Genomic DNA, 24,080 nt, shown 5'->3' with positions numbered 1-24,080 from the left:
TTTCCAAAATTTATGAAAGCTTAACGAAATCGGTATGAATCAGTATAGTCGCGCCTTACATCCGCCATGCGGTGGGCGAGACGGTCTGACGTGCGGAACGGGATCCGGTTGCGGCCGGAGCGGGTGATCCATGAAATTCCTCGGAAACAAAGCAACCGTGATGCCGCTGATGGCGATCACGGCAACGCTCGCTTTCGGTGTGCCTCAGGCCGGCGCGCAGGGGCTCTTCGACATGCTTTTCGGCGGCGGCGTCAAGCACGCTCCGCAAGGCGAGTTTCCGCCGCCACCCAAGCACAAGCCAAAGCCGAAGGCTCCGGCCAGCGGTGGCGGTGGCGGTGCGAGAATCAGCAGCCCATCCTATTACACCTACAAGGCCGACCGGCTGGTTCGCGTCGACTTCTCGGCGCTGGCCCCGACGCCAGAGCCGGCGACGCCACAGGATGCGGCTTTCGTGCCGTCGGCAACGGGCGCTGCGTTTCGTGAAGCGGTTGCCAGCTTGGCTGACTACGAACTCTTAGCCGAGCCCGACATCGCCAAGGCGCTGATCGCGTATTACTCGGCCAATCCGGATTTCATCTGGATAAGCGGAACCAGCCTCAACAGCCGCGCCCAGGACGCGGTGCGGGTGCTTGGCGAAGCTTCAAGCTATGGCCTCACACCTGCCGACTATACGGTCGAAGTGCCCGCCGCCGGCGCATCGACGACTGACGCCAATGCGCAACTGAAAGAACTCGTCCGTTTCGAGATGGCGCTTTCCGCGCGTGTGCTGCGCTATGCCCATGACGCCCAGAACGGCCGCGTCGATCCCAACCGCATGACCGGCTACTATGATTTCCCGGCCAAGCCGCTCGACTTGCAAGGCGTGCTGAGGACGCTGGCGCATACCCAGCAAGTGCGCACCTATCTCGAATCGCGGCATCCGCAGAATGCGGAATACCAGGCGCTGCGTGTGGAACTCGAATCGCTGCAGGCCAGTGCGGAAAACGAAATCGTCGTCGACCCCAAACTGTTGCTGAAGCCGGGCGGAACCAGCCCCGAACTGCCGAAGCTGCTGACCTTGATCGCGCGCAATCTCGATGACGAGATGGGCGGCGCCTATGGCGAGATCCTGTCCAGGCTGGCCACCAGCGAAGTCTATGATCCGGAACTGGTCCCGGTCATCAAGGCCGTGCAGCAAAAGGCAGGCATGAAGGGCGACGGCGTCATCGGCCCGCGCACCGTCGCGACGCTGGCCGGAACATCCAAGGCCGACAAGCTGCTGAAGGTGGAAGTGGCGCTCGAGGAACTGCGCTGGCTGCCGTCCGATCTAGGCAGCCCGCGCGTCTTCATCAACCAGCCGGCCTTCACCGCGAGCTACATTGACAATGGCGAGGAAAAGCTCAAGACGCGTGTCGTCGTTGGCCGGACCACCAACCAGACCTCCTTCTTCTACGACCAGATCAAGCAGGTCGATTTCCATCCCTATTGGGGCGTGCCGCAATCGATCATCGTCAACGAGATGCTGCCGAGATTGCGCAACGATCCGGGCTATCTCGACCGGTCCGGCTATGAGGTGACGGATTCGCGCGGCAAGCGCATTCCTTCGTCGGCGGTCAACTGGGGCGCCTATGGCGCGAACATCCCCTACAGCGTGCGCCAGCAGCCGAGCGAGGCCAACGCGCTGGGCGAGTTGAAGATCCTGTTCCCCAACAAGCACGCGATCTACATGCACGACACGCCGCAGAAATCATTCTTCCAGCGTGATATGCGCGCGCTCAGCCATGGCTGCGTGCGGCTGCAGGACCCGCGCGGCATGGCGGCGGCGGTGCTTGGCACCTCCGTGGACTATATCGCCGAGAAGCTGAAGCACGGCCACTCGACCGAGAATGTGACACGCACCATCCCGGTCTATGTCGCCTATTTCACCGCCTGGCCTGATCTGTCCGGCAAGGTCGAATATTTCGGCGACGTCTACGACCGCGACTCGCGCCTGAAGCAGGCTCTGGACGCCACGGAGGCGGTTCGCTCGCCTTCGAGTTGATCCAGGGCTTTCGGTAGGCCGTTAACTCATAAATACGGCATGACCGAAAGCGGAAAGGCGGCCGAGAGGGAACGAGGAGCGGCGGCTACCGTTATCGAACAAGCTCAAAACGCAACTGTGATCCTGTTTCGGTAGGGACGAACGATGTTGAGCGCTCGAAGCGGAGGCGCCTATGTCGAGCCATTATGCGATTCTCGAAGCCCCCTCCACGCTGGGCCTGGCGACCGACGGTGTGGAGCGCTTGCCTGGCCGGCTCCTGGACCTTGGCCTTGCGGAGCGCATCCAGGCGCGCCGCGCCGGGCGGCTGGCTGTGCCTGCGAAGGACCCGACGCCCGATTCCGAGACAGGCACCCTGAACGCCAGGGCAATTGCGCAGTGGTCGCCCAAGCTCGCCGACGCCGTGGAAGCGGTGCTTGACGCAGGCGGGTTTCCAGTGGTGCTGGGCGGCGATTGCACGATCGTGCTGGGCTCGGCGCTCGCGTTTCGACGGCGCGGCCGCTACGGCTTGCTCTTCATTGACGGCAACGCCGATTTCTTCCAGCCAGAGGCGGAACCCAATGGTGAGGGTGCCTCGATGGACCTCGCCTTCGTCACCGGCTACGGTCCCTCGCTTCTGACCGACATCGAAGGTCGCGGTCCTCTGGTCCGCCCTGAAGACGCTGTCGCCTTCGCGTATCGCGATCACAAGGATCAGGAGGAGTACGGAAGCCAGCCGCTCCCCGAGGAGCTCAAGGTGCTTGACCTTCCCGCTGTGCGCGCGACGGGCATCGAGGCCGCCGCACGCGAAGCGGTCGATCACCTGACGAGAGCGGAATTGGACGGCTTCTTCATCCATCTCGACGCCGACTGTCTCGACGACGTCATCATGCCGGCTGTCGATTTTCGCGTGCCAGGCGGGTTGTCGTGGGACGAGTTAACGGCCGCGCTCCGGCTTGCCTTGGCGAGCGGCAAGGCAGTCGGCCTCGAGATCACCATCTACAATCCGCGCCTTGATGAGGACGGCAGCGCCGGACGCGGCCTGGCCGACGTACTGGCCGCTGCGCTCGGAACAGCAGCGCCATGACGATGACGAGCCATGCCTGCTCTCGGGCGCAGCAAGAAGCGACCGATTTTGAGGTCGTTTGTACTGCCTTCATATTGCGGCGGAATCTGTTTCAAGGCTCCGCATGAGCCGATCGGCGTGGCTCCGCGATTGTGAGGCTGCAAGCTAGTAGCGCTCGAACAGTGGCCGCCGGAAGCCGGCGTCGCGCCCGGCGATCAGCCAGTAGAGCAAGCCGGCGACAAGGCCGGCAGCGGCAATGATGCCGATGTCGACCCAACGCTCCGGGTCCATATCCTCCGGCGCGCTCGGCCAGATCAAGGCGAAGCCGCCGACCGCGGCGCCGGCGCCGAAAACCATGTGCAGCAGGACATTGCGCAGCGAGAAGAACTCGGCGATCAGCGCGAAGATCAGCGTCTGCAGCGCGGTCACCACGATGGTCAGGAAATAGACGAACATGCCGAGCGGCGGCACCAGCAGCACCGCGATCGGCGAAACGCCCATGACGTCGAAATAGCTGGGCGCGTTGGGCAAGGAACTGAGCACGCCATAGATCACCGCGATGGCGATCAGGCCGACCAGCACCGACACGAAGTAGCCGGCCAACATCATCAATATGCGCTTCATTACGTGCTTCGCCGTCGCCATCCCCATCCCCCAATGCGGCGCGCACAGTCAGCCATCAAAGCGAGACTGACGCAAGGGGGGCCACGGTTGGCAAGGGCAATCGCGCCAACGACAAGTCCGACTTGCAGCGGAGAACGCCAATCGCCAAAGTCAGCGCTGCCCTCATTGTCCTGCCGGACATTTCTCCCCGTATAGTGACGGGGAGAAGGGGGCTGGCCGCAACGCCGGCGCCATCCTTGCCTTGCAAAGGATGGTGATTGGCGAAACCATCGATGCCAGCGTCCCTCTCCCCGTCACTATACGGGGAGAGGATGCCGGCAGGCAGGTGAGGGGCGGCGCTAGCGGAAAGGCCGATGACACAGCCAAGAAAGGCCAGTGGATTCGCGTCGGAACGTTCCCCTATTTCGGCTCCGCCGTCACAGGATCGTAGGTGATTTCAACCTTCGCCTTGTCCGCCGTGTAATAGGTGACGGTGTAGGCGCCGCTGTCCCAGTCGACCTCGTCCACATAGCGAAAGCCGTCGCGCTGCTCGACCTTGGCGATGATCTCCGACAGCTTCTTGGCATTGGGCGGCGGCAGCGGCTTGTCGTCCGCGGCCAAGGCTGCCCCGCCGGCGAGAAGAACGGCGACGCTGGTCGCCAGCAGCAATCTGGACATGGCTTTCCCTCAAGTTTCGTCGGACAGAAACTCGCTGGCGCGCCGGTTTGTTCCGCAACTGGAACAGATGACGATTTGGTCTGCCGATTTGCAGTTGCCCGAATGAGGGCGCCGCCGCCCGCTTGACTTACGCGGCGCGTCGTTGAGCGGAGTGGAGACCTGAACGGGTTCGGCGAGGGTCGACAGCGGTCACGATGCTGTGGTGGTGATCGCAATAGACGCGATCCGCCGAAGTTGGCCCGGCACAGAAACGATAACCGCCGGGCACTGACCGGTCTTCGCTCACCGGGAAGCGGCACTGATAGACGCCTAGCTGAATGAGGGGGACGTCTTTCGAAATCGGTCTGATATTTTCAGGCATGGTTTTTCAGGTTCCTGGTTCATAGCCATTGCCGGCTGACGGCCGCTGTGCGACCGCGTCAAAGCGAGCTTCTCTCGTTTTGGAGGGCTGTGGATCACCATATGGTGTTGGTTGCAGTGCCAATGAAGCCCCGAAACCCTGCTTTCGCAAGCCAATCATTGCGACTTAAGGCCACACCGGCTGCTGGGCGGGCGGGCTACGGAAGCGAATACATTTTGTCAGCAGACAGTGTGGTCGCGTCCCGGAGCATCTCTTCGAACCGTTGCGCCGGTGCTATGGTGTGCCTGCATGATCAGACAGCAGGGATATGAGCCATGCCCGAAGTCACCCGCCGTACACTTCTTGCGTTCACCGCCGTGGCCTCTGCCATTGAACCGAAATTTGCCGAAGCGGAAGGGGCCTCACCCGACTTGCGGGCGCTGATCGGAGCCCATGAAGCCAGCTATGTCGGGCTTCACAGGGTTGTTCATCAAGCGGGCAGCAGCAGCCACGAACGCAAGAGGGCAGACCGGATCGAACAGGAAGCCTTGCTGGCCATCTGCTCCTATCCGGCGATCAGCCGAGGCGACCGCCAGGCCAAGGCCGATTACCTGTTGACCGCTGAGGCTCGGGGTGAACTCGACCTGGAAGAGCACATGCAGGCCATCCTGCACTCGATGAAGCGCTGATCGCGGCTCGTGCATCTCCAGACATCGCCGACTTCCGTAAGGATTTTGGTGGGCGATGCAGGGATTGAACCTGCGACCCCACCCGTGTGAAGGGTGTGCTCTCCCGCTGAGCTAATCGCCCGCTCGTTGCCCGAAGGCCAAGCGAGCCGCGATATAAGGGAGGCGGGTGCGGTAAGTCAAGGCGGTGTCCGGCGTTCTGACACGGATCGGTTTTGCTGTGCTTTGCGCCCTGTCTCGGACCGACGCTGGCCGCCTTCCGGTCAGTTTCCAGCCGCGGCGATCAGCCTTTGCGCCAGATCGAGCGTCAGCGCATCGAAATGCGAGATCACAGCCGAGGGTTCGAATTCGCGGACATGGCGGTCGGTGTAGCCGAAATCGACTGCCACCACCGGAATGCCGGCGGCTTTCGCCGTGTCGATGTCGGTTTGCGAATCGCCGACCATCAGCGCGCGGTGCGGGTCGCCGCCGGCCAGCTTGATGGTCTCGATCAGATGGCGCGGGTCGGGCTTGCGGAAGGCGAACGTGTCCTGGCCGGCGATGGCCGCGAAATGTTTGGTCAGGCCGAGCGCCTCGATCAGCGCCAGCGAGTTGGCTTCGTATTTGTTGGTGCAGATGGCCAGGATATAGCCGGCATCCTCGAAGCGCGCGATCGCCTCGACGACACCGGGGTAGGGGCGCGACTTGCCGGGGATGTTGAGCGTGTAGTGGTCGAGGAAAAGTTTCAGCAGCCGGTCGTGCTCCTCGACGGCAAGCGATCGCTGATGGGCGGCGTGCGCCCGCTCGATCATCACCCGGCCGCCGTGGCCGACGAAACGCCTGAAGCCGGCTTCGTCGACCGCCGCGATCTCGCTGGCGGCCAAGCTGTGGTTCAGGCTGTCGAGCAGGTCCGGCGCTGTGTCGATCAGCGTACCGTCGAGGTCGAACACGATGATCGGTCGGGTCATGGTCTGTCCTGGGCAGGTGTGCAATGGGCAGGCGATAGCGGCTGCGGCGCGTCATGGCAAGCTGACTGGGGGCAAGCCGGCTTGGCAATCGCTTCAGACCGGTGACAGTTTCAACGTGTGGCGGGACCACCAATTGTGGAAGCCGGCGCTGCCCCTCATCGCCCTGCCGGGCACTTCTCCCCGTATAGTGACGGGGAGAAGTGGCTGGCCGCAATGACGGCGCCCTTCTTGCAACGCTGGTGATTGGTGAAACCACCGATGAGAGTGTCCCTCTCCCCGTCACTATACGGGGAGAGGATGCCGGTAGGCAGGTGAGGGGCGGCGCCAGCGTCAGGAAAAGGGTGACGGGGCGAATTCCAAAACCTGAACCGATTGTCCTGGGCGAGCGCGCCGGGCAAGCAGGCCCCATCGGACCGGACATTTCGCGGCGAGCTTCCAGAAATGAAAAACCCGCCACAGCGGCGGGTCGTTGGCGCAAATCAGCACCATAACCAAAAATGTAGCATAGCTGCCCTCACCGGTCAAGGAAATAATTCCTACGCAGGATCACCTGGGGACCCGCCGCCTGGGGCTTTGACCGGACCGGCAAAAATGCTACGAGCCCGGCAGCGAATTTCCGGGGCAGAACCCACATGGATGCAAGGCAATTGAAGGTCGAAGCCGCGCGGGCTGCACTTGCCCATGTGAGCGACGGCATGCGGCTCGGCATCGGCACCGGCACCACGGCCGAAGAGTTCGTGCGGCTGCTTGCCGAAAAGGTCGCCACCGGCATGACCGTCATCGGCGTGCCGACTTCGGAGCGCACCGCGTTGCTGTGCCGCGAGCTTGGCGTGCCGCTGTCGACGCTGGAGGAAACGCCAGAGCTCGATCTCACCGTCGACGGCGCCGACGAAGTCGACCCGGAACTGACCCTGGTCAAGGGCGGCGGCGGCGCGCTGCTGCGCGAGAAGATCGTCGCCGCAGCGTCCCAGCGCATGATCGTCATCGCCGACCGCTCCAAGATGGTCGAGACGCTCGGCCGTTTTCCGCTGCCGATCGAGGTCAATCCATTCGGCCTGCGCGCCACTGAAATCGCGGTTGCCGCGGCGGCTGAAAAGCTCGGTCTTTCCGGGCCGGTCACATTGAGGATGACGGGCGGCCAGGCTTTTGTTACAGACGGCGGCCATTTTATCCTCGATGCATCTTTTGGCCGCATTCCGGATACAAGAGCGCTTTCGAATGCTCTGCACGCCATTCCGGGCGTGGTCGAGCATGGTCTTTTCATCGGGCTGGCTTCAGCGGCCATCATCGCCGGCGGCGACGGTATCCAAACCGTCCATGCCGCCCGAAAACCAGGGAGTTCTACCGATCATGATGTTGCATAACCGGGTTCGCAGCCTTTCCATCCTTCTGGCGGCCTCGGCCGTTTTCGCCTTTTCTTCGCCGGCGTTTTCGCAGGATGTCACGGAATCGCACCTGAAGGCCGCCCGCGCGGCGGTCGCTGCGATCCACGCAACCGACCCGTTCGACAACATCCTGCCGCAGGCAGCCGCAGCGCTCGAATCGCAGCTGATCCAGAAGAACCCGGACATGCAGGAACTGATCGGCAAGACGATCAGCGAGAAGGCGCTGGCGCTGGCCTCGCGCCGCGCCGACCTCGAGAAGGAAGCCGCACTCGCCTACGCAAAAGTGTTCTCCGAAAAGGAACTGACCGACATCGCCGCCTTCTACAATTCCGATTCGGGCAAGAAGCTGCTCGATAGCGGCCCGACGGTGACCCGCGAACTGGTCAAGGCAGCCGACATCTGGCAGAACGGCCTCGGCCGCGATCTCGCCCAGCAGGTCGGCGAAACGCTGGCCGCAGCCGCCAAGGCAAAGGCGCAGGCTGCACCTGCCGCGCCCGCCTCCGGAGCCGCCGCTCCGGCCGATGGCGCAGCGCCCGCCGATGGCGCGGCCCCTGCGGACAACAACTGACCCCGCATTTTCAAATGGCCTTGCGGCCTCCCGCGAAAGCCCGGCCTGTCCGGGCTTTTCTTTTGACGGTTTGCGGCCTACCTGTCTGACACATTTCTGAAGCCTGGGAGCCGCGTCATGGCTGGTTACGACTACGATCTTTTCGTCATCGGCGGCGGTTCGGGCGGGGTAAGGGCGGCGCGTGTCGCCGCGGCTCTCGGCAAGCGAGTCGGCATCGCCGAGGAATATCGCTATGGCGGCACCTGCGTCATCCGCGGCTGCGTGCCGAAAAAGCTCTATGTCTACGCCTCGCAATTTCCCGAGCATTTCGCCGACGCCGCCGGCTATGGCTGGACGGTGCCGGAAGCCAGTTTCGACTGGCAGACGCTGGTCGCCAACAAGGATCGCGAGATCAGCCGGCTGGAGGCCATCTACGTCAGGAACGTCGAGGGCGCCGGCGGCGAGACCTTCCACTCGCGCGCCATGATCGTCGATCCGCATGTCGTGCATCTTCTGGGTGAGGATCGCACCATCACGGCAGACCAGATCCTGATCGCCACCGGCGGCCGCCCGGCGGCGCATCCGGCGCTGCCCGGCCATGAACATTGCATCTTTTCCAACGAGGCTTTCGACCTCAAGGAATTGCCCAAGGCGATCATGATCGAGGGCGGCGGTTATATCGCCGTCGAGTTCGCCAACATCTTTCACGGTCTCGGCGTCGACACCACGCTGGTCTATCGCGGCAAGGAGATCCTGAGCCGGTTCGACATGGACCTGCGGCGCATGCTGCACGAGACGATGGAAAAGAAGGGGATAAGGATCCTCTGCCATTCCGTGTCCGAATGGATCCGCAAGCGGCCGGACGGCCGGCTCGACGCGCTCGTCAGCGGCGGCGAGGTGCTGACCGTCGACCAGGTGATGCTGGCCATCGGCCGCATTCCCAACACCGAGAATATGGGCCTGGAAGGCATCGGACTGGAGATGACCAAGACTGGCGCCATCGCCGTCGACCAATATTCCCGCACCAACATCGACAACGTCTGGGCGATCGGCGACGTCACCAACCGCGTGCAGCTGACGCCGGTGGCGATCCATGAGGCGATGTGCTTCATCGAAACCGCCTTCAAGGGAAATCCGACCGCGCCCGATCACGAGACGATCGCGACCGCTGTCTTTTCACAGCCGGAGATCGGCACTGTCGGACTGTCGGAGGACGACGCCTTCAAGCGCTTCCCCGACATCGAGATCTACCGCGCGACATTCCGGCCGATGCGGCACACCCTGTCCGGGCGCGACGAGAAGATGCTGATAAAGCTGGTGGTCGATGGCGCGTCGAAAAAAGTGCTTGGCGCCCACATATTGGGGCCGGATGCAGGCGAGATGGCGCAGCTGCTCGGCATCCCGCTGAAGGCCGGCCTGACCAAGGACGATTTCGACCGTACGATGGCCGTGCATCCGACAGCGGCGGAAGAACTGGTCACCATGTACAAGCCGACCTATCGTGTGAAGGACGGCGTGCGCGTCGATTGACGGCAAATCCGGGTTGAGGAACTCCGCCGCGGCAAGGTCATGCCACGGCGGAGATAGTCGCTACAGCAGCGTGCCGCGCAGGATCACAAGCGCCACCGAAAAATAGATCACCAGCCCGGTGACATCGACCAGCGTGGCGACGAACGGCGCCGATGCGCTGGCAGGGTCGAAGCCGATACGTTTCAAGGCGAACGGCAGCATCGACCCCGACAGCGAACCGAAGGTGACGATGCCGACCAGTGCAGCACCCACCGTGGTGGCAATCAGCGGCCAGTGCGGGCCATAATCGTAGAAGCCCATATATTGCCACAGCGCAATGCGGCAGACGCCGACCATGCCGAGCATGGCGCCCAGCACCAAGCCGGTGGGCAGCTCACGCAGCGCCACCCGCCACCAGTCGCCAAGACCGATCTCGCGCAGCGCCAGCGCGCGGATGACCAGCGAGGTCGCCTGCGAGCCGGAATTGCCGCCGGAGCTCATGATCAGCGGGATGAACAGCGTCAGTACGATCGCCTTCTCCAGCTCGCCCTCATAGCTCTGCATGGCGTTGGCCGTCAGCATCTCCGAGATGAACAGCGCGCACAGCCAGCCGCCGCGTTTCCTGATCATGGCGAGGAAGCTCATCTTCATGTACGGCTCGTCCAGCGCCTCCATGCCGCCGAAACGGTGCGCGTCCTCGGTCGTCTCCGCGACCATCGTGTCGATGATGTCGTCGATGGTGACGATGCCTAGGATCTTGCCATGGTCGACGACCGGAAGGGCGAGCAGATCGTATTTGGAAATCGTCTGCGCCAGGGTTTCGCGATCGGTCAGCGGGCCGACCGTCACCGGAAGGTGATCCGGCGCCACCGTCATGATCGGATCGTCAGGCTCACCGGTGATCAGCCGGCGCAGGCCCGTCGCGCGCACAAGCAGGTGCGTCTGCGGATCGACGATATAGATCGCGTAGACGGTCTCGCGCGTCCGCTCGACCTTGCGGATGTAGTCGAGCGTCTGCCCGACGGTCCAGTCCGAGGGCACGCTGACGAACTCCGTCGTCATGATCGATGCGGCACTGCCTTCGGGATAGCCGAGGATGGAGAGCAGCGTTGCGCGCAGCGGCGGCGCAAGCCCGCCAAGCAGCTCGGAACGGGCCGGCTCTTCCAGCTCGCGCAGGATGTCGGCGGCACGGTCGACCGACATGGCGGTGAGCAGCTTGCCCGCCTTGGCGCGCGGCAGCGCCTCCATGAGTTCGGACGCGCCGTCGAGTTCCGGCTGATCGAATATCTCGACCAGACGTTCGAACGTCACTTCACAGAGCAGTTCCGTCGCGTTCTCTCGAGGCTCCCTGTTGAGGGCCTCGACAATGTCGGCGACGTGATCGTTGGCTAGGATACGGGCAATCGCGACGGCTTCGTCGCTTGCCACTGTGGTGATTTCGTTCATGGCTCACTCCTTGCCGTCCGGCAGGACATGAACCATGTGAGGTCACGTCAGGGCGGACGGCTGTTGCGTTCGACTGTGACTGTCGCCAGGCATGGCGCGGTGACCTTTCCGCTTGCGGGTTCGCGTTTTTACTATCTGCAAGCGGGCGCAACATAGGAGCGCGCCTTGCCGTGTCAATCGCGGTGAGGAGGGAAAATGCCGACGAGCGGCCAAGATCGCGAGACTGTGATCGCCGACCCCCGTTCGCCTCGGCAGACCGGGGTGGAATAACCGTTATTTCTGCTTCAGCCGGCGCGAGAAGCGCAGCCACTTGTCTTCGACCGGCCTTGGGACCGGCCTTGGCTGCACGAGAATGGTGGTGAGCTCGGCGGGCAGGGTCGGAACCAGCGGCTTCTTGGTGGCGACGCCGTCGGCGATCGCGACGATGCTGTGATAGAATTCGCTGCCGCTCATCGATCTCGGCGCAACCGCTTCGTGCATGACGCTGATCACCGTGACATCGGGGCAGTTGTCCTTGATGGCCTGGTGGAAGGCGACCTTGCCGTCGGGGTCGAGCGCGCCGGTCGCCTCGTCGAGGAACAGCAGCCCCGGCTGCTGCAGCACGATGCGAGCCACCACCAGCTTCTGCTTCTGGCCGCCCGACAGCACCTGGTCCCAGCTTTTGCCTTCGCGGCTTTCGTCGGCCATGTGCTCGATGAAGTCGCCAAGCCCGGCCTTGTGCAGCGCCGACGCCACCTGCGCGTCGCCATGGTCGTGCTCGGAGCCCGGCAGGCAGACCAGTTGCTTCAGCGACACAGGCTGCAGCTTGACCTCCTGGGCGGCATAGAAACTCTTCACGCCTTCGGGGAAGACGATGGTGCCGCGGCCATAGGGCCACAGGCCGTTGATCGCCTTGATCAGCGAGGTCTTGCCGCAGCCGGACTCGCCCTTCAGGAAAGTCCATTCGCCGCGCCGGAAGCGCAAATTGGCGGCGCTGAGGAAGGGCGTCGCATCCTCGCCTTGATGCGCCAGTTCGAGCTTCTGGATGGTCAGGCCGAAAACCGGGTTCTGGCTGGTGTAGTGGAAATCGGAGCGGCCGGTCTGGCTGTAGAATTCCTGCGGATGCTGGACATTCTCGATCGCGTTGGCCAACTCGGTGACACGCTGGCTGTTGGCGCGCAGCGTGGCGATGGCGGGCATGACGTGGATGAACCACGAACACTGGCCGATCAGAGAATTGACCAGCTCGGAGCCGGTTATATAGCCCTTCAGATCGAGGCGGTTGTGGATGAACGGCACGAGGCCCGGTCCATAGGCGACAATGCGGGCGCCGATGAAATTGTAGATCAGCTCGAACGACATGTAGACGGTGTTGACGATGTTCAGCCGCGTCCAGGTGCCGTCGATATCGACATAGAGCCGGCCATGCATGGTCCTTTGCACGCCTTCGCCCTGAGACGCCGCGACATGGAAGGAGCGGCGCAGGAACGTCGTCAGTTCGCCGCGATAGCTGCCTTCGGCCTTCTGCATCCTGACGTTGAGGCGCTCGAGCAGGCCGCCGAGCTTGACGGCGATCCATGTGTTCAGCGGCACATAGGTGGCGACGGCCAGGAAGGCCAGGATGGCGCTGCCATAGCTGCCGAGGAACTCCAGCCCCTTCACCTCGACGGAGTTTTCGAGCAGCTTCTGGCCGACGAAGAAGAGCGAGGTGGCGACGGCCAGTACGCCCATGGCGAGCCCGATGGCGCCCCCGGTCATGTCCTTGATGGATTCCTGGACACGCTGGTCGATGTTGTCGGGGGCCGGTGCGCCGCTGCCGGTCGATGCATGCTGGGCATGGAAATGCGTATGGTTGCCATCCAGCAGCGCTTCATTGAAGCGGCTGTCCAACCAACCGCGCCATTTGCGGTGCAATGTCGCCGAGACAAGATTGCGGACGCCGGTGAAGCCAGCGTCCTTGAGTACCACCAGCAGCACGAGGACGCCGGCATTGACCAGCAGCGAGCGAAGCGGCGTGGTGTTGGCGGCGTCATGGAAGAAGGCGATCGAATTGACCAGTTCGCCGGAGGCTTCGGCGAACCAGACACCGGCCTTGCTAGACAGCGCGGTGAGCACCGCGATCACCAGCGTCAGCGTCCAGGCTTCCTTCCAGCGGTCGGAAACCCAGTAGGCCCGCATCAGGCCCCAGAAGCTGCGCATCGACGACACCGGCGTCAGAAGCGATCGCCCTGCGGCATCGCGAGGTGTTTTTTCCGGTACTGACTCTTGCGATGGTCTACCGACCCGAATCACGATCCCGCCCAAACCTTTTTTCTTTTGTTACGGATGGTAACACCAATTGATCATTTTCCATTAATTTAAAACCGGCCCGACCGGATTGCCCCGGCAGCCGTTGCCGTGAGGCAACAGATTACACGCTGAAATATAGCGACAACGGTCGGCAATAATCAAAATATCGATATTGATTTCAGATACTTGATCTTCAATAAAATGCCGTCGATGGAGCTTCCCCTGGGGAAGGCTTTCACACGGTTTCGTGAACTCGAAATCGTGTCGAGCGATCGGTTTTCTCACTGCGGACGGCCCAGAGAGCTCGAAAATTTGCGGTTCGTGACTCGCCAGGAATGCCGTGGTCGTCCTTGCCAGGGGCAGGAAGTGACGGGAGAATCGATCGAGCGGCGCGTTCCGTCTTGTCCGGTCAGCTGAGGGACTGCGTTTGACAATTCATCCACCTGGGATTGAACCTTGCCCGCTATCGTCGACACTCATGCATGTCCGGTTCTCCAACAAGGAAGCTCCCAATGCTTGCACGCGCGGCCGCAATCCTGTCCCTCTTCGCCTGGCTGCCCCTCGTACCTTTGGCGCATGCCGGCGCGCAGAGCATCCCGGCCAGCGCCGAAGGCCAGATCGAGTTCAACACGCCGTCCGGCAACATCGGCTGCATCTACACGGCCAAAGGCGGCACCGGCACCTATGAGCCAAAGGATGGCGGCCCGGAGCTGAGTTGCTCGCGCGTCGAGCCGAGCTACGTCACGATTATCCTGGGTCCGAAGGGGCCAGCCACTCTGATCAAAAACCCGGGCGAGCAGGGCTGCTGCAGCGATGTCGACAAGCTTGGCTACGGCAACAGCTGGAGCGCCGGGCCGTTCTCGTGCCAGTCGTCAACCAAGGGACTGACCTGCACCGCCACGAACGGCCATGGATTTTTCATCAGCAAGGCCAAAGCGACGGTGAAGTAACGTTTGCTGCTGTCGCGGAGAGGAGAGGGCGGTCGGCTCAGCCGGCCTTGTCCAGTTCGCCGCGCGCCTTGGCGGCCGCCACCTGGCGAATGGCATCGGCCAGCGTGTCGGCATCCTGTGCGCCCATGACCGCGTATTTGTCCTCGAGCAGGAAGCACGGCACGCCAGAAATGCCCATGCGCGACGCGGTGGCGATCTCGGTGCGCACCGCCTCGACATCGGCCTCGGTCGGCAAAAGCGTGGCGACCACGGACGCATCCATGCCGGCCTCGCGCGCCGCCTCGACCAGCACGGCATGATCGCCAATGTTGGCGCCTTCCTCGAAATTCAGCTGGAACAGCCGGCGCACAAGCCTGTTCTGAATGGCTTCGCCGGCGGCACCTGCCCAGCGGATCAGCCGATGCGCATCCAGCGTGTTCGGCGCCACCTTGATGGCGTCAAAGGCGAACGAGATGCCTTCGATTTCGCCCAGCGGCTCGATGCGGGCGTGAATCTCGCGGATGCGCTGATCACTGCCGAATTTTGCCAGCATGTATTCGCGGCGGTCCTTGCCTTCAGGCGGAATGGTCGGATCGAGCTGGAACGGCCGCCAGCGGACATGCACGTCGACATCGCCGACGGCGGCAATCGCCCTGTCGAGCCGCTTCTGGCCGATGAAGCACCAGGGGCAGACGACATCGGACACCACATCGACGGTGATGGCGTTCAATTCGCTCATCTCGATCTCCTGATCCCTCAGTTGGGTTTGCGCCACCATGTTGGCAGTTGATACCCGAATATGGGCGTCTTTTGCGGATGTTCCAGGTAGTTCCAGTAGGCAATCCATTGCTGCGTGTTGTGCTGCATCGGCACCATGTAGTTGCCGGAGATCAGCAGCCGGTCGAGAACGCGAACGTCGGCAACATAATCCTCCTTGGAGCGGGCGCGCAGCATCGCCTCGATCGCCGCGTCCACAGCCGGATCGGCGACGCCTGCGAGATTGAACGAGCCTTCCGTCCTGGCCGCGGCGGAACTCCAGCGCCCGCTCTGCTCGATGCCGGGCGACAACGAATTGTTGAAGCCGCTCGATCCGATCAGGACCTCGAAATCGAAGCGCTGCTTGCGCGACTGGATCTGGTCGCCGTCGAGGCTGCGAATGGTGAGATCGATACCGATCTTCTCCAGCGTGCGCTGATAGATGCCGGCAAGGCGCTCCTCGTCCTGCGATGCGGTCAGGATTTCGAAGCTGAAGGGTTTGCCTTCGGGATCGAGCATCGTTCCATTCTGCACGTGGTAGCCGACATTTTTCAAAAGATCGAAGGCTGCCTTCAGCACGCGGCGGTCCTGGCCCGATCCGTCGGTCACCGGCGGCCGCCATGTACCGTCCATGACATCGGCCGGGACGCGGCCGGGGTAGGGCGCCAGAAGCGCTTTCTCCCTGTCGTCGGCCGGATGGCCGATCGCGGAAAGCTCGGAATTCTGCCAGTAACTCATCGTGCGCGTGTATTTGCCGCCGAACAGGTTCTTGTTGGCCCATTCAAAGTCGTAGAGCATGCCGAGCGCGCGCCGCACGACAGGGTTGGCGAATTTCGGCAACCGCGTGTTGAACAGGAAACCGGTCACCACGGGCGGAATGCCGGTGTCGAAGGTTTCGGCGACGACGTCGCCCTTGTGGAAGGCCGGAAAATCGAGATCGCGCTCGCGCTTCACCGGATCACTGTCGTCGTCGATGGCGCAAAGGCCTTTCTTGAACGCTTCGAGCTTGGCGTTGGCGTTGAGGAAATACTCAATGGTGATCTGGTCGTAATTGTCGAAACCGCGCTTGGCCGGGACGTCCTTGCCCCAGTAGTCCGGGTTGCGCTTGAACACGATGCGCTGGCCGGGCTGCACCTGCGCGATCCTATAAGGGCCGCTGCCGATCACCGGCTTGAGCGTCGTCCTGTCGAAAGTCTCCTTGTCGAAGGCGTGCTTCGGGATGATCGGGGTCAGCGCGATGATCAGCGGGAATTCGCGATCGGCCTTGTCGTTGAAGGTGAAGCGCACGCTGTGATCGCCGGTCTTTTCGAGCTTGGCGACCCTGGCCATGCGATCGCTGTAAGGCGGGCGGCCTTTCTCGGTGTAGACGTCATAGCTGAACAGCACGTCCTCCGGCGTCACCGGCTGACCGTCCGACCATTTGGCCTTCGGATTGAGATGGAATTCGATGCTCTTGCGCTCCGGGTCCATGTCGGCGCTGTCGGCCAACAAACCGTAGAGCGTGAAAGCCTCGTCGGCATTGCGCTGCATCAACGGCTCGAAGACCAGATTGCCGAAGATCGTATCCATCATGCCGCGCGCCGTCGTGCGCAGGCTCTTGAGGATGAAAGGGTTCAGATTGTCGAAGCTGCCGACGACGCAATAGGTGATCGAGCCACCCTTCGGCGCGTCGGGATTGACGTAGTCGAAATGCCTGTAGTCGGGCGGTAGCGCCGGCACGCCCTGCATGGCGATAGCGTGCTTCGGCTCCGATGCGGCCGGCTGATGCGAAAGGGCGAGAAACGATATCCCGGTGATCAGCCAAACAACAACGCGGCCCATGACCGTCTCCTTACTGGGTCGGCTTGATGATTCGGTGTGCACCCTAGCATGAGGCGGCTGCGCGCCGGCCAACCGCGCGTTCAACAATTGCTGACGCCGGGCTGGATTCGGCATCGCTTGCAGTGTAACACGCCCTCCGAAGTCATTCTGTTGCCTCATTTCGGCAACAGGTAGCTGGACCACACGGCACGAAGAAGCCGGTCCCGGGATCATTTGAGAGGAAGTGCACGACATGACGAGCCTGAACAGCAACGCGTACCGCCTGTCGGTCATGGCCGCTGGCGTGGTCGGCTTTCTCGGCGCAGGACTTCCCGCTGCTTCCGCACAGCAGCAACAGCAGATTCCGCAAGGCTGGTTCAAGGCCTGCACCAAGCAGGAAGACGTCGACATCTGCAATGTCCAGAACATCACCACCGCCGGCAACGGCCAGCTGGTCACTGGCGTCAGCCTGATCGAGCTGAAGGGCAAGGTGAACCGCAAGGTGTTCCAGGTGACGGTCCCGACCGGCCGTCTGGTGCCTCCCGGCATCGGCCTGCAGATCGACACCGGCAAGGCGCAGAAGCTCGACTATGTGATCTGCTTCCCGGATCGTTGCGTGGCGGAAGTGCCGCTGACCGATCAGCTCGTCGCCGCCTTCAAGAAGGGCCAGGCGATTACCCTGACCTCCGTCAATTTCCAGAACCAGCCCAATCCGATCAAGGTCGCCCTGCAGGGCTTCAGCGGCGCCTATGACGGACCGGCGCTGCAGCAGTCGGACATCGAGGACCGGCAAAAGAAGCTTCAGGACTTCGTCGCCAAGAACAACCAGGATTTCGCCAAGAAGCTCAAGGAAGAGCAGGACAAGGCGAAGACCGCCAACTGATCGGCCGATATCGCCGAGCCAACAAGAAAGCGGGGTCATGCCCCGCTTTTTTTGTGATTGTCTTCCAGTAGGCTAATGCCTGGACTGCCGCTTCGGCTGGTAGCCGCCGTCCGGCTTCTTGTCGAACATCTCCTTGATCTGCGGATGCCGGACCGGCTCCCCCGACTGATCCTCGAGCAGATTCTGCTCGGAGACATAGGCGATGTACTCGGTCTCCGAATTTTCGGCGAGCAGATGATAGAAAGGCTGATCCTTGTGCGGCCGCACGTCGGCGGGGATGGCTTCGTACCATTCGTCGGTGTTGGCGAATTGCGGATCGACATCGAAAATAATGCCCCTGAATGGAAACAGCCGGTGGCGAACCACCTGTCCGATCGCGAATTTGGCTGTTTTCATCGTACTCACCACTGAATTCCTTGGGCTTATTTGGCGCAGACCGCGCATCAATTCAATCCCGAGGCGCTTGACGCCCTATTAAGCAACGGGCTAGCCCGGCGCCAGGGTTTCGGACCAGCATAAAAATGTCTGACGTCATCGGTCTTGTTCTTCCGTTCTTCGGCTTGATTTTTGTCGGGTTCCTGGTGGCGCGCATCACCAGGCAGCCGCTGGAGGCGCTCGGCTGGATGAACACGTTCATCGTCTATGTCGCGCTGCCGGCACTTTTCTTCCAACTGCTTGCCAAGACGCCGTTCGAAGACCTGACGGAATGGCGCTTCATCTTCGGTTCGGTCGTCTCGACCTTCATGATATTTTCCTTGATGTTCATGGGGTCGGTCCTGACCTCGCGCGGCGAGATAGCGCAATCGACCATCAAGGCGCTCGCGGCCGCCTATGGCAATATCGGCTATATGGGACCGGGGCTGGCATTGCTGGCCTTCGGCGAGGAGGCGGCTGTGCCGGTCGCCTTGATCTTCTGTTTCGAGAACATCATGCATTTCGCCATCGCGCCCATGATGATGGCGCTGTCGGGCGACGACAAGACCACGCCTCTCCGGCTTGCGCTGGGTGTCGTGCGCAAGATCGTGCTGCACCCGTTCATCATCGCAACCGCCCTGGGCGTCGGCGCCGCCTATATCGGCTTTCGACCGCCCGTGCCGGTGGAGCGATTTCTGGAATATCTTTCCCGTGCGGCCGCACCTTGCGCGCTGTTCGCCATGGGCGTCACGCTGGCGCTCAGGCTGCTCAATCGTGTCCCGCACGAGATGGTTCCGATTGCGGCGCTGAAACTGATCCTGCACCCGTTGCTCTGCTATGTCGTGCTGAGCTGGATCGGCAATTTCTCGGAGACATGGGTCTTCTCGGCGGTGCTTCTGGCGGCATTGCCGACCGCCACCAACGTCTTCGTCATCGCCCAGCAGTATGGCGTCTGGGTACAGCGCGCGTCGGCCAGTGTGCTGATCACAACCTGTCTATCGGTCGTGACTGTCACCGGGCTGCTCTACCTGATCCGGCACGATATCCTAGCGCCGGACCTGTTTCCCTAACCCGCCGGCAAGCGCGGCAAAACCGCTGCCTGGACGAAGCCCCTCGCGCATGAAAAAAGCCCGAAGCGGCGCGAAGCCACCGAGCACGCCGAGCCCGGCCACGCGGGCCATCTGAGCCGGCAGCATGTCGGAAAGCAGCGACATGTTGAGCAGGTTGACCGCACCGCTACGCGCCAGAATATCGGGGCGGCGCTTGAAATCGTAAGCCGCAAGCGCCTTGGCTGCACCCGGGTCGGCTCGATTTTCACAAGCGATTCCAACCAGATCATCGACGTCCCTGATGCCGAGATTGAGGCCTTGCGCACCAATCGGCGGAAACACATGGGCGGCTTCGCCGACCAGCGCCACCCGATCTCGGGCGAAACGCAGTGGCGTCACCGCCGAAAGCGGATAGATCTGCCGGCCCGGCTCGACCGTCACCCGGCCCAGCATCGACTGCATCTGCTGTTCAACCCGCTGAGAAAGCGTCGTATCGTCCAGTGCGGCGAGGTCGGTCGCGGTCTCGGGCTTGACCACCCAGACCAGGCTGGAGCGATTGCCGGGCAACGGGACCTGCGTGAACGGACCGGTCTCGGTGTGGAATTCCGTCGAGGTGAAAGCGTGGTCGCCGCTATGGCCGAAATTGAGGACGAGAGCTGCCTGCGGGTAGGACCGGGCCGAGGTCGAAATGCCGGCCGCCTGGCGCGCCGGTGACAACCGCCCATCGGCGGCGACGGCAAGCGATGCGTCGACCGTGCTGCCGTCGGCCAGGACGGCACGGGCGTGCTCGGCATCGAGATGCCAGTTCGCCACTATCGACATCAGCCGGTCGATGCCGGCATGCGCGGCAACGGCGCTGGCGAGTGCCGGGTTGAGGACGCTGTTGGGAAGGTTCAGCCCGAATTGGTCCTCGTCGATTTCGCTGGCACGGAAGGTGACGACCGGGCTGCGGATCAGCCGGCTGGTGGCGTCGACGATGCGCATCACTTTCAGGGGCGCCGCCTTGGATTTGACGGCTTCGAGCACGCCAAGCCGGTCGAGCACTTTCAAGGCAGGGTTCATCAGGGCCGTCGTGCGGCCGTCGGGGGCAGTGGGCTCCGGCCCGACCAGCGTCACCGGGAAACCTTCGGCGGCAAAACCGAGCGCCGCGATCAGCCCTGCCGGCCCCGTGCCGGCAACCAGTATCCGCGCAGTTTGCTGATGCTCCAAGATCGGCTTCCGGCTTGCAATGCGAGGCGGGTCCACCCGACCTGCCGTTCGATGAGCATATAGGTCAGATCATGCCGCTTGATCAACGCGGCGATTCGGCCCATTCGGATGTCATGACCGGCCAGCAGGACGACTTCAGGCATCTCGACCGCGCCGGCCGCGCCATGGCCGGCATCGCGCGCAATCCTCGCGTCACGGTAAACGTCGTTGTCGCCGCTTGCATCCTGCTTGCCTGGCTGTCTCTTGCGGCGATGGCAATCCGCGGGGCTGAAACAGGGATTGCGGGCGTCGGCGCCCCTGGCGACACGATCCTGCGCAGGCTGCCGCAACTGCCGCTGCCCGATTTCCTGGAGCGGTTCTTTGTGCTGTGCCTCTCACCGGTGCCTTTGGACGCAAGTCTCGGCTTGCAGGTCGGCGCGCTCGTTTTCATGTGGCTCCTGATGGCGGTCGCGATGATGCTGCCTTCGGCGGCGCCGATGATCCGCACCTATTGCGAAATCACTGACACGGCTCGCATCAAGGGCGAACCGGTCGTTCACCCGCTGGTGCTGGTCGCCGGTTACCTAAGCGTCTGGCTCGCCGCTTCAATGATGTTCGCGGCGCTGACCTTAACCGCCCATGCATTCGCCTTATCAGCCGGGATGCTCGATCCGGTCGCCGGCCTTGCCGGTGCGCTCGCTCTCGTGATTGCCGGCCTCTACCAGTTCAGCGGCCTCAAGGAAGCTTGCCTGAAGAAATGCAAGAACCCGTTCTCGGTCCTGTTTTCGAACTGGAGCGCAAGGCCCCTTAACATCTTTCGGCTCGGTGTCGCGCAAGGTCTGTGGTGTCTCGGCTGCTGCTGGGCCTTGATGCTGGTGATGTTCGCCGTTGGCGTCATGAACATTTTCTGGATGGCGTTGATCGGGCTGTTCACCCTGATCGAAAAACAAACAGCCAGCAGGGTTCCAACCCGGCTGGCCGGTGCGATACTGCTTGTCTGGGCAGCCGCGCTGCTAGTAGTCTCGCTATGAGTGGGGGAAAATCGATGGCAGACCAGAGCTGGGCGATGAAGGGAGAGCTCGTACTCTCCTGCAATTGCACGGTTTTTTGCCCCTGCGTGCTATCGCTTGGCAATCATCCGCCGACCGAAGGCTATTGCCAGACCTGGGCGGGGTTTCGTATCGATGCAGGCCATTTCGGTGAGGTCGATCTGTCCGGCGTCAATCTCGGGCTGATTATGGAAATCCCCGGCTATATGAGCCGCGGCAACTGGACCGCCGGCCTGTTCATCGACAGCCGAGCCTCGGTCTACGCGGTCAAGGCGCTGACCAAGATCTTCACGGGCAAGGCAGGCGGAACCACATCGCTGCTCTCCATCCTCGTCGGCAAATTCCTTGGCGTCGAGCAGGTGCCAATCACCTATGAGACGCGTGACAAGACGCGTATCTTCCAGATTCCGAAGATCATCGACGGGGCGGTGACACCCATCCCCGGCAAGGACCGCGACAAGGACACGGTGATCAGCAATTCGGAATACTGGATCGCTCCCGAGATCATCGTGGCCAGGTCCGACAAGAGCAAGATGCGGGCTTTCGGCCGCAACTGGAATTTCGCCGGCCGTTCGGCCGAAATCTGCAAGCTGGATTGGCGGGGCCCGTGAGCAAGAACACAACGGCCCGAAAAGCCGCCAAAAAGATAACGGACCGGATTCCCAGGCCGAAGAAGAAGGTCACCTGGCCACAGGCGAGGGCGTTCTCCGTCCACCTCTTGACCGCTTCGGGGTCATTCCTGGCCTTCCTGTCGCTGGTAGCGGCGAGCGAAGAGCGCTGGACCGCAATGTTCTGGTGGCTCGGGCTGGCATTGTTCGTCGACGGCATCGATGGACCGATCGCGCGCAAGCTCGAGGTCAAGGAGATCCTGCCGACTTGGTCGGGCGAACTGCTCGACAACATCATCGACTACGTGACCTACGTGCTGATCCCGGCCTTCGCCCTCTATCAGCGCGGCTTCATGGGCGAGGGCCTGTCGTTCCTGTCGGCGGCGATCATCGTCGTGTCCAGCGCCATCTACTATGCCGACACCGGCATGAAGACGAAGGAGAATTTCTTCAAGGGTTTTCCCGTGGTCTGGAACATGGTGGTGTTCACCCTGTTCGTCATCGAGCCCGGGCAATGGGTTTCGTTCGCGGTGGTGGTGGTGGCCGGCGTCCTGACTTTCGTGCCGATCAACTTCATCCACCCGGTGCGGGTGGTGCGGCTGCGGCGCATCAACCTTGGGATGACTCTCTTGTGGTGCGCTTTCGGGGCGCTTGCCCTGGCCCAGGCGGCACTGGCCGCCTTCTACGATCAGATCGGCGTGCTGGGCGAACAGGTCAGCACCTTCACCAAGATCGGCATTACCATCACCGGGCTTTACCTTGCCTGCATCGGTGGCATCATGCAGTTCTTTCCCAATCTCGGTGCCAAAAAGGCTTGATCAGCCGCTCCCACAGGAAGCCTAGCCCACAGGAAGCCCAGCAATGTCGAAAGCGATCCGCATTCACGCCAATGGCGGCCCGGAAGTTCTGACCTATGAGGACGCTGACCCCGGCCAGCCGGGATCCGGGCAGATCCTGGTCCGGCACACCGCGATCGGCCTCAATTTCATCGATGTCTACCATCGCTCTGGCCTCTACCCGCCGCCTGGCGGCTTCCCGCTCGTGCCAGGCAGCGAAGCTGCCGGCGTGGTGCTGGAGGTCGGCCAGGGCGTCGACTGGCTGAATCCGGGCGATCGCATCGCCTATGCCGTGACGACGGGCGCTTACGCGCAACAGCGCGTCATCGATGCCAGCCGCGTCGTCAAGGTTCCGGATGGCATCAGCGACGAACAGGCCGCGGCGATGATGCTGAAGGGCATGACCGCGGAATATCTGCTGCGCCGGACGTTCAAGGTGAAGGCCGGCGACACGATCCTGTTCCACGCCGCGGCAGGCGGCGTCGGGCTGATCCTCGGCCAATGGGCAAAACATCTCGGCGCCACCGTCATCGGCACCGCCAGCTCGTCCGACAAGATCGAGCTCGCCAGGGCGCATGGTTTCGATCATGTCATCAACTACAAGGAACAGGATTTCGTCGCCGGCGTCGCCGCCATCACCGGCGGCAAAAAATGCGATGTCGTCTATGATTCGGTCGGCAACGACACATTTCCGGCTTCGCTCGACTGCCTGCGGCCGCTTGGCATGTTCGTCAGCTTTGGCCAGTCCTCGGGACCCATACCGCCATTCGGCATGTCATTGCTGGCCCAGAAGGGCTCGCTGTTCGCAACAAGGCCGACACTGTTCGTCTACAACGCAAAACGCGAGGACCTCGACGCTTCTGCCGCCGCCCTGTTCGAGGTCGTGCTCAGCGGCGCGGTCGAGATCAAGATCAACCAGCGCTACGCGCTCAAGGACGCCGGCAAGGCGCATTCCGACCTCGAGGGCCGCAGGACCACAGGGACGACCATTCTCATCCCTTAGTTCGTTCTGCCTTGCTATCCCTTGAATTTCCGCTGAAATTCTTGAAGCTCTTTCAAGACGTGTGCCGCTTTCCGATGAGAGCCGGCCGCGCCTA

23 protein-coding genes and 1 tRNA gene are annotated in these 24,080 nt (G+C 62.5%); 13 read left to right on the top strand and 11 right to left on the bottom strand.

The genetic code is table 11. From position 1 onward, the window contains the following. Positions 1-130 precede the first annotated feature (130 nt). Both NP945_RS10950 and NP945_RS10945 read left to right on the top strand, forming a co-directional pair. Positions 131-2,020 carry a murein L,D-transpeptidase gene (locus tag NP945_RS10950; protein WP_256746349.1) on the top strand — a complete coding sequence of 630 codons (1,890 nt, stop codon included), beginning with the start codon at positions 131-133 and terminating at the stop codon, positions 2,018-2,020. A 172-nt stretch (positions 2,021-2,192) separates the two neighbouring features. After that, positions 2,193-3,083 carry an arginase family protein gene (locus NP945_RS10945; RefSeq protein ID WP_127269436.1) on the top strand — a complete coding sequence of 297 codons (891 nt, stop codon included), beginning with the start codon at positions 2,193-2,195 and terminating at the stop codon, positions 3,081-3,083. Positions 3,084-3,227: 144 nt separating this feature from the next. On the opposite strand, the gene NP945_RS10940 is transcribed toward NP945_RS10945, so the two are convergent. The 3 genes from NP945_RS10940 to NP945_RS31980 form a co-directional block, all read right to left on the bottom strand. After that, positions 3,228-3,713: a hypothetical protein gene (locus NP945_RS10940; RefSeq protein WP_164749075.1), complete on the bottom strand. Its 486-nt coding sequence runs from the start codon at positions 3,711-3,713 to the stop codon at positions 3,228-3,230. 372 nt (positions 3,714-4,085) lie between these two features. After that, positions 4,086-4,343 carry a PepSY domain-containing protein gene (locus NP945_RS10935; RefSeq protein ID WP_127269438.1) on the bottom strand — a complete coding sequence of 86 codons (258 nt, stop codon included), beginning with the start codon at positions 4,341-4,343 and terminating at the stop codon, positions 4,086-4,088. A 127-nt stretch (positions 4,344-4,470) separates the two neighbouring features. Continuing rightward, positions 4,471-4,704, bottom strand: a complete 234-nt coding sequence (locus NP945_RS31980; RefSeq protein ID WP_365981612.1) for a GcrA family cell cycle regulator — start codon at positions 4,702-4,704, stop codon at positions 4,471-4,473. Positions 4,705-5,018: 314 nt separating this feature from the next. Between NP945_RS31980 and NP945_RS10930 the strand changes: the two genes are divergently transcribed. Then, positions 5,019-5,372 (top strand): hypothetical protein, encoded by a 354-nt coding sequence (locus NP945_RS10930; RefSeq protein ID WP_256746348.1) that lies wholly within the window; start codon positions 5,019-5,021, stop codon positions 5,370-5,372. 46 nt (positions 5,373-5,418) lie between these two features. Here NP945_RS10930 and NP945_RS10925 read toward each other — a convergent pair. Both NP945_RS10925 and NP945_RS10920 read right to left on the bottom strand, forming a co-directional pair. Continuing rightward, positions 5,419-5,493: transfer RNA gene (locus tag NP945_RS10925), tRNA-Val, on the bottom strand. A gap of 139 nt (positions 5,494-5,632) precedes the next feature. After that, complete coding sequence (locus NP945_RS10920) at positions 5,633-6,316, bottom strand: phosphoglycolate phosphatase (protein WP_128310019.1); 684 nt, start codon at positions 6,314-6,316, stop codon at positions 5,633-5,635. Positions 6,317-6,948: 632 nt separating this feature from the next. On the opposite strand from NP945_RS10920, the gene rpiA reads away from it, so the two are divergent. The 3 genes from rpiA (at position 6,949) to gor (ending at position 9,778) form a co-directional block, all read left to right on the top strand. Further along, positions 6,949-7,680, top strand: a complete 732-nt coding sequence (gene rpiA / locus NP945_RS10915) for a ribose-5-phosphate isomerase RpiA (RefSeq protein WP_027036598.1) — start codon at positions 6,949-6,951, stop codon at positions 7,678-7,680. Then, positions 7,667-8,269 (top strand): DUF2059 domain-containing protein, encoded by a 603-nt coding sequence (locus tag NP945_RS10910; protein ID WP_256746347.1) that lies wholly within the window; start codon positions 7,667-7,669, stop codon positions 8,267-8,269. Before rpiA ends, NP945_RS10910 begins: the two co-directional genes overlap by 14 nt. Positions 8,270-8,386: 117 nt before the next feature. Next, on the top strand, positions 8,387-9,778 hold the full coding sequence (gor, locus tag NP945_RS10905; protein WP_256746346.1) for a glutathione-disulfide reductase: 1,392 nt from the start codon (positions 8,387-8,389) through the stop codon (positions 9,776-9,778). A 60-nt stretch (positions 9,779-9,838) separates the two neighbouring features. On the opposite strand, the gene mgtE is transcribed toward gor, so the two are convergent. Beyond that, positions 9,839-11,203: a magnesium transporter gene (mgtE, locus tag NP945_RS10900; RefSeq protein WP_256746345.1), complete on the bottom strand. Its 1,365-nt coding sequence runs from the start codon at positions 11,201-11,203 to the stop codon at positions 9,839-9,841. 273 nt (positions 11,204-11,476) lie between these two features. Beyond that, the gene (locus NP945_RS10895; RefSeq protein WP_256746344.1) at positions 11,477-13,381 is read right to left on the bottom strand and encodes an ABC transporter ATP-binding protein/permease; all 1,905 of its coding nucleotides are present in this window, start codon (positions 13,379-13,381) and stop codon (positions 11,477-11,479) included. A 602-nt stretch (positions 13,382-13,983) separates the two neighbouring features. Between NP945_RS10895 and NP945_RS10890 the strand changes: the two genes are divergently transcribed. Continuing rightward, positions 13,984-14,421, top strand: a complete 438-nt coding sequence (locus NP945_RS10890) for a hypothetical protein (RefSeq protein WP_127272122.1) — start codon at positions 13,984-13,986, stop codon at positions 14,419-14,421. Between the two features lie 37 nt (positions 14,422-14,458). Here the strand turns inward: NP945_RS10890 and NP945_RS10885 are convergent, their stop codons facing one another. Both NP945_RS10885 and NP945_RS10880 read right to left on the bottom strand, forming a co-directional pair. Beyond that, positions 14,459-15,139 carry a DsbA family oxidoreductase gene (locus tag NP945_RS10885; protein ID WP_127272639.1) on the bottom strand — a complete coding sequence of 227 codons (681 nt, stop codon included), beginning with the start codon at positions 15,137-15,139 and terminating at the stop codon, positions 14,459-14,461. Positions 15,140-15,156: 17 nt separating this feature from the next. Beyond that, complete coding sequence (locus NP945_RS10880; RefSeq protein WP_256746343.1) at positions 15,157-16,977, bottom strand: extracellular solute-binding protein; 1,821 nt, start codon at positions 16,975-16,977, stop codon at positions 15,157-15,159. A gap of 232 nt (positions 16,978-17,209) precedes the next feature. Here NP945_RS10880 and NP945_RS10875 point away from each other — a divergent pair, with 232 nt between their 5' ends. Next, positions 17,210-17,839, top strand: a complete 630-nt coding sequence (locus NP945_RS10875; protein WP_127270670.1) for an invasion associated locus B family protein — start codon at positions 17,210-17,212, stop codon at positions 17,837-17,839. A gap of 72 nt (positions 17,840-17,911) precedes the next feature. Here NP945_RS10875 and hspQ read toward each other — a convergent pair whose 3' ends face one another. Continuing rightward, complete coding sequence (gene hspQ / locus NP945_RS10870) at positions 17,912-18,235, bottom strand: heat shock protein HspQ (RefSeq protein WP_164761589.1); 324 nt, start codon at positions 18,233-18,235, stop codon at positions 17,912-17,914. Between the two features lie 125 nt (positions 18,236-18,360). Here hspQ and NP945_RS10865 point away from each other — a divergent pair, with 125 nt between their 5' ends. Beyond that, positions 18,361-19,323 carry an AEC family transporter gene (locus tag NP945_RS10865; protein WP_256746342.1) on the top strand — a complete coding sequence of 321 codons (963 nt, stop codon included), beginning with the start codon at positions 18,361-18,363 and terminating at the stop codon, positions 19,321-19,323. On the opposite strand, the gene NP945_RS10860 is transcribed toward NP945_RS10865, so the two are convergent. Next, complete coding sequence (locus NP945_RS10860; RefSeq protein WP_256746341.1) at positions 19,300-20,511, bottom strand: UbiH/UbiF family hydroxylase; 1,212 nt, start codon at positions 20,509-20,511, stop codon at positions 19,300-19,302. The genes NP945_RS10865 and NP945_RS10860 overlap by 24 nt on opposite strands. 71 nt (positions 20,512-20,582) lie before the next feature. Here NP945_RS10860 and NP945_RS10855 point away from each other — a divergent pair, with 71 nt between their 5' ends. From NP945_RS10855 to NP945_RS10840, 4 genes are read left to right on the top strand one after another with little or no spacing between them, the layout of a single operon-like run. Then, entirely contained in the window at positions 20,583-21,521 is a 939-nt protein-coding gene (locus tag NP945_RS10855) for a DUF2182 domain-containing protein (protein ID WP_256746340.1), read from the top strand. Positions 21,522-21,535: 14 nt separating this feature from the next. Beyond that, positions 21,536-22,150 (top strand): DUF1326 domain-containing protein, encoded by a 615-nt coding sequence (locus NP945_RS10850; protein WP_256746339.1) that lies wholly within the window; start codon positions 21,536-21,538, stop codon positions 22,148-22,150. Continuing rightward, positions 22,147-22,965 carry a phosphatidylcholine synthase gene (gene pcsA / locus NP945_RS10845; protein WP_023811884.1) on the top strand — a complete coding sequence of 273 codons (819 nt, stop codon included), beginning with the start codon at positions 22,147-22,149 and terminating at the stop codon, positions 22,963-22,965. The genes NP945_RS10850 and pcsA overlap by 4 nt, the downstream gene beginning before the upstream one ends. A gap of 43 nt (positions 22,966-23,008) precedes the next feature. After that, the gene (locus tag NP945_RS10840; protein WP_256746338.1) at positions 23,009-23,986 is read left to right on the top strand and encodes a quinone oxidoreductase; all 978 of its coding nucleotides are present in this window, start codon (positions 23,009-23,011) and stop codon (positions 23,984-23,986) included. Positions 23,987-24,080 lie beyond the last annotated feature (94 nt).

This window comes from Mesorhizobium sp. LMG17149, from assembly GCF_024518695.1.
GTDB lineage: Bacteria > Pseudomonadota > Alphaproteobacteria > Rhizobiales > Rhizobiaceae > Mesorhizobium.
The sequence above is the reverse complement of the archived record's forward strand: the minus strand, read 5'-3'. Positions and strand labels throughout refer to the sequence as shown.

Bases quoted from the DNA above. Each gene is read 5' to 3' on its own strand.
- NP945_RS10950 (WP_256746349.1), top strand. From the start codon at position 131: ATGAAATTCCTCGGAAACAAAGCAACCGTGATGCCGCTGATGGCGATC.
- hspQ (WP_164761589.1), bottom strand. From the start codon at position 18,235: ATGAAAACAGCCAAATTCGCGATCGGACAGGTGGTTCGCCACCGGCTG.
- mgtE (WP_256746345.1), bottom strand. From the start codon at position 11,203: ATGAACGAAATCACCACAGTGGCAAGCGACGAAGCCGTCGCGATTGCC.
- NP945_RS10890 (WP_127272122.1), top strand. From the start codon at position 13,984: ATGCTTGCACGCGCGGCCGCAATCCTGTCCCTCTTCGCCTGGCTGCCC.
- NP945_RS10850 (WP_256746339.1), top strand. From the start codon at position 21,536: ATGGCAGACCAGAGCTGGGCGATGAAGGGAGAGCTCGTACTCTCCTGC.
- NP945_RS10940 (WP_164749075.1), bottom strand. From the start codon at position 3,713: ATGGGGATGGCGACGGCGAAGCACGTAATGAAGCGCATATTGATGATG.
- NP945_RS10880 (WP_256746343.1), bottom strand. From the start codon at position 16,977: ATGGGCCGCGTTGTTGTTTGGCTGATCACCGGGATATCGTTTCTCGCC.
- NP945_RS10855 (WP_256746340.1), top strand. From the start codon at position 20,583: ATGCCGCTTGATCAACGCGGCGATTCGGCCCATTCGGATGTCATGACC.
- NP945_RS10920 (WP_128310019.1), bottom strand. From the start codon at position 6,316: ATGACCCGACCGATCATCGTGTTCGACCTCGACGGTACGCTGATCGAC.
- NP945_RS10885 (WP_127272639.1), bottom strand. From the start codon at position 15,139: ATGAGCGAATTGAACGCCATCACCGTCGATGTGGTGTCCGATGTCGTC.
- NP945_RS10935 (WP_127269438.1), bottom strand. From the start codon at position 4,343: ATGTCCAGATTGCTGCTGGCGACCAGCGTCGCCGTTCTTCTCGCCGGC.
- NP945_RS10945 (WP_127269436.1), top strand. From the start codon at position 2,193: ATGTCGAGCCATTATGCGATTCTCGAAGCCCCCTCCACGCTGGGCCTG.
- gor (WP_256746346.1), top strand. From the start codon at position 8,387: ATGGCTGGTTACGACTACGATCTTTTCGTCATCGGCGGCGGTTCGGGC.
- NP945_RS10865 (WP_256746342.1), top strand. From the start codon at position 18,361: ATGTCTGACGTCATCGGTCTTGTTCTTCCGTTCTTCGGCTTGATTTTT.
- NP945_RS10895 (WP_256746344.1), bottom strand. From the start codon at position 13,381: ATGCGCAGCTTCTGGGGCCTGATGCGGGCCTACTGGGTTTCCGACCGC.
- NP945_RS10840 (WP_256746338.1), top strand. From the start codon at position 23,009: ATGTCGAAAGCGATCCGCATTCACGCCAATGGCGGCCCGGAAGTTCTG.
- NP945_RS10910 (WP_256746347.1), top strand. From the start codon at position 7,667: ATGATGTTGCATAACCGGGTTCGCAGCCTTTCCATCCTTCTGGCGGCC.
- NP945_RS10875 (WP_127270670.1), top strand. From the start codon at position 17,210: ATGACGAGCCTGAACAGCAACGCGTACCGCCTGTCGGTCATGGCCGCT.
- NP945_RS31980 (WP_365981612.1), bottom strand. From the start codon at position 4,704: ATGCCTGAAAATATCAGACCGATTTCGAAAGACGTCCCCCTCATTCAG.
- rpiA (WP_027036598.1), top strand. From the start codon at position 6,949: ATGGATGCAAGGCAATTGAAGGTCGAAGCCGCGCGGGCTGCACTTGCC.
- NP945_RS10930 (WP_256746348.1), top strand. From the start codon at position 5,019: ATGCCCGAAGTCACCCGCCGTACACTTCTTGCGTTCACCGCCGTGGCC.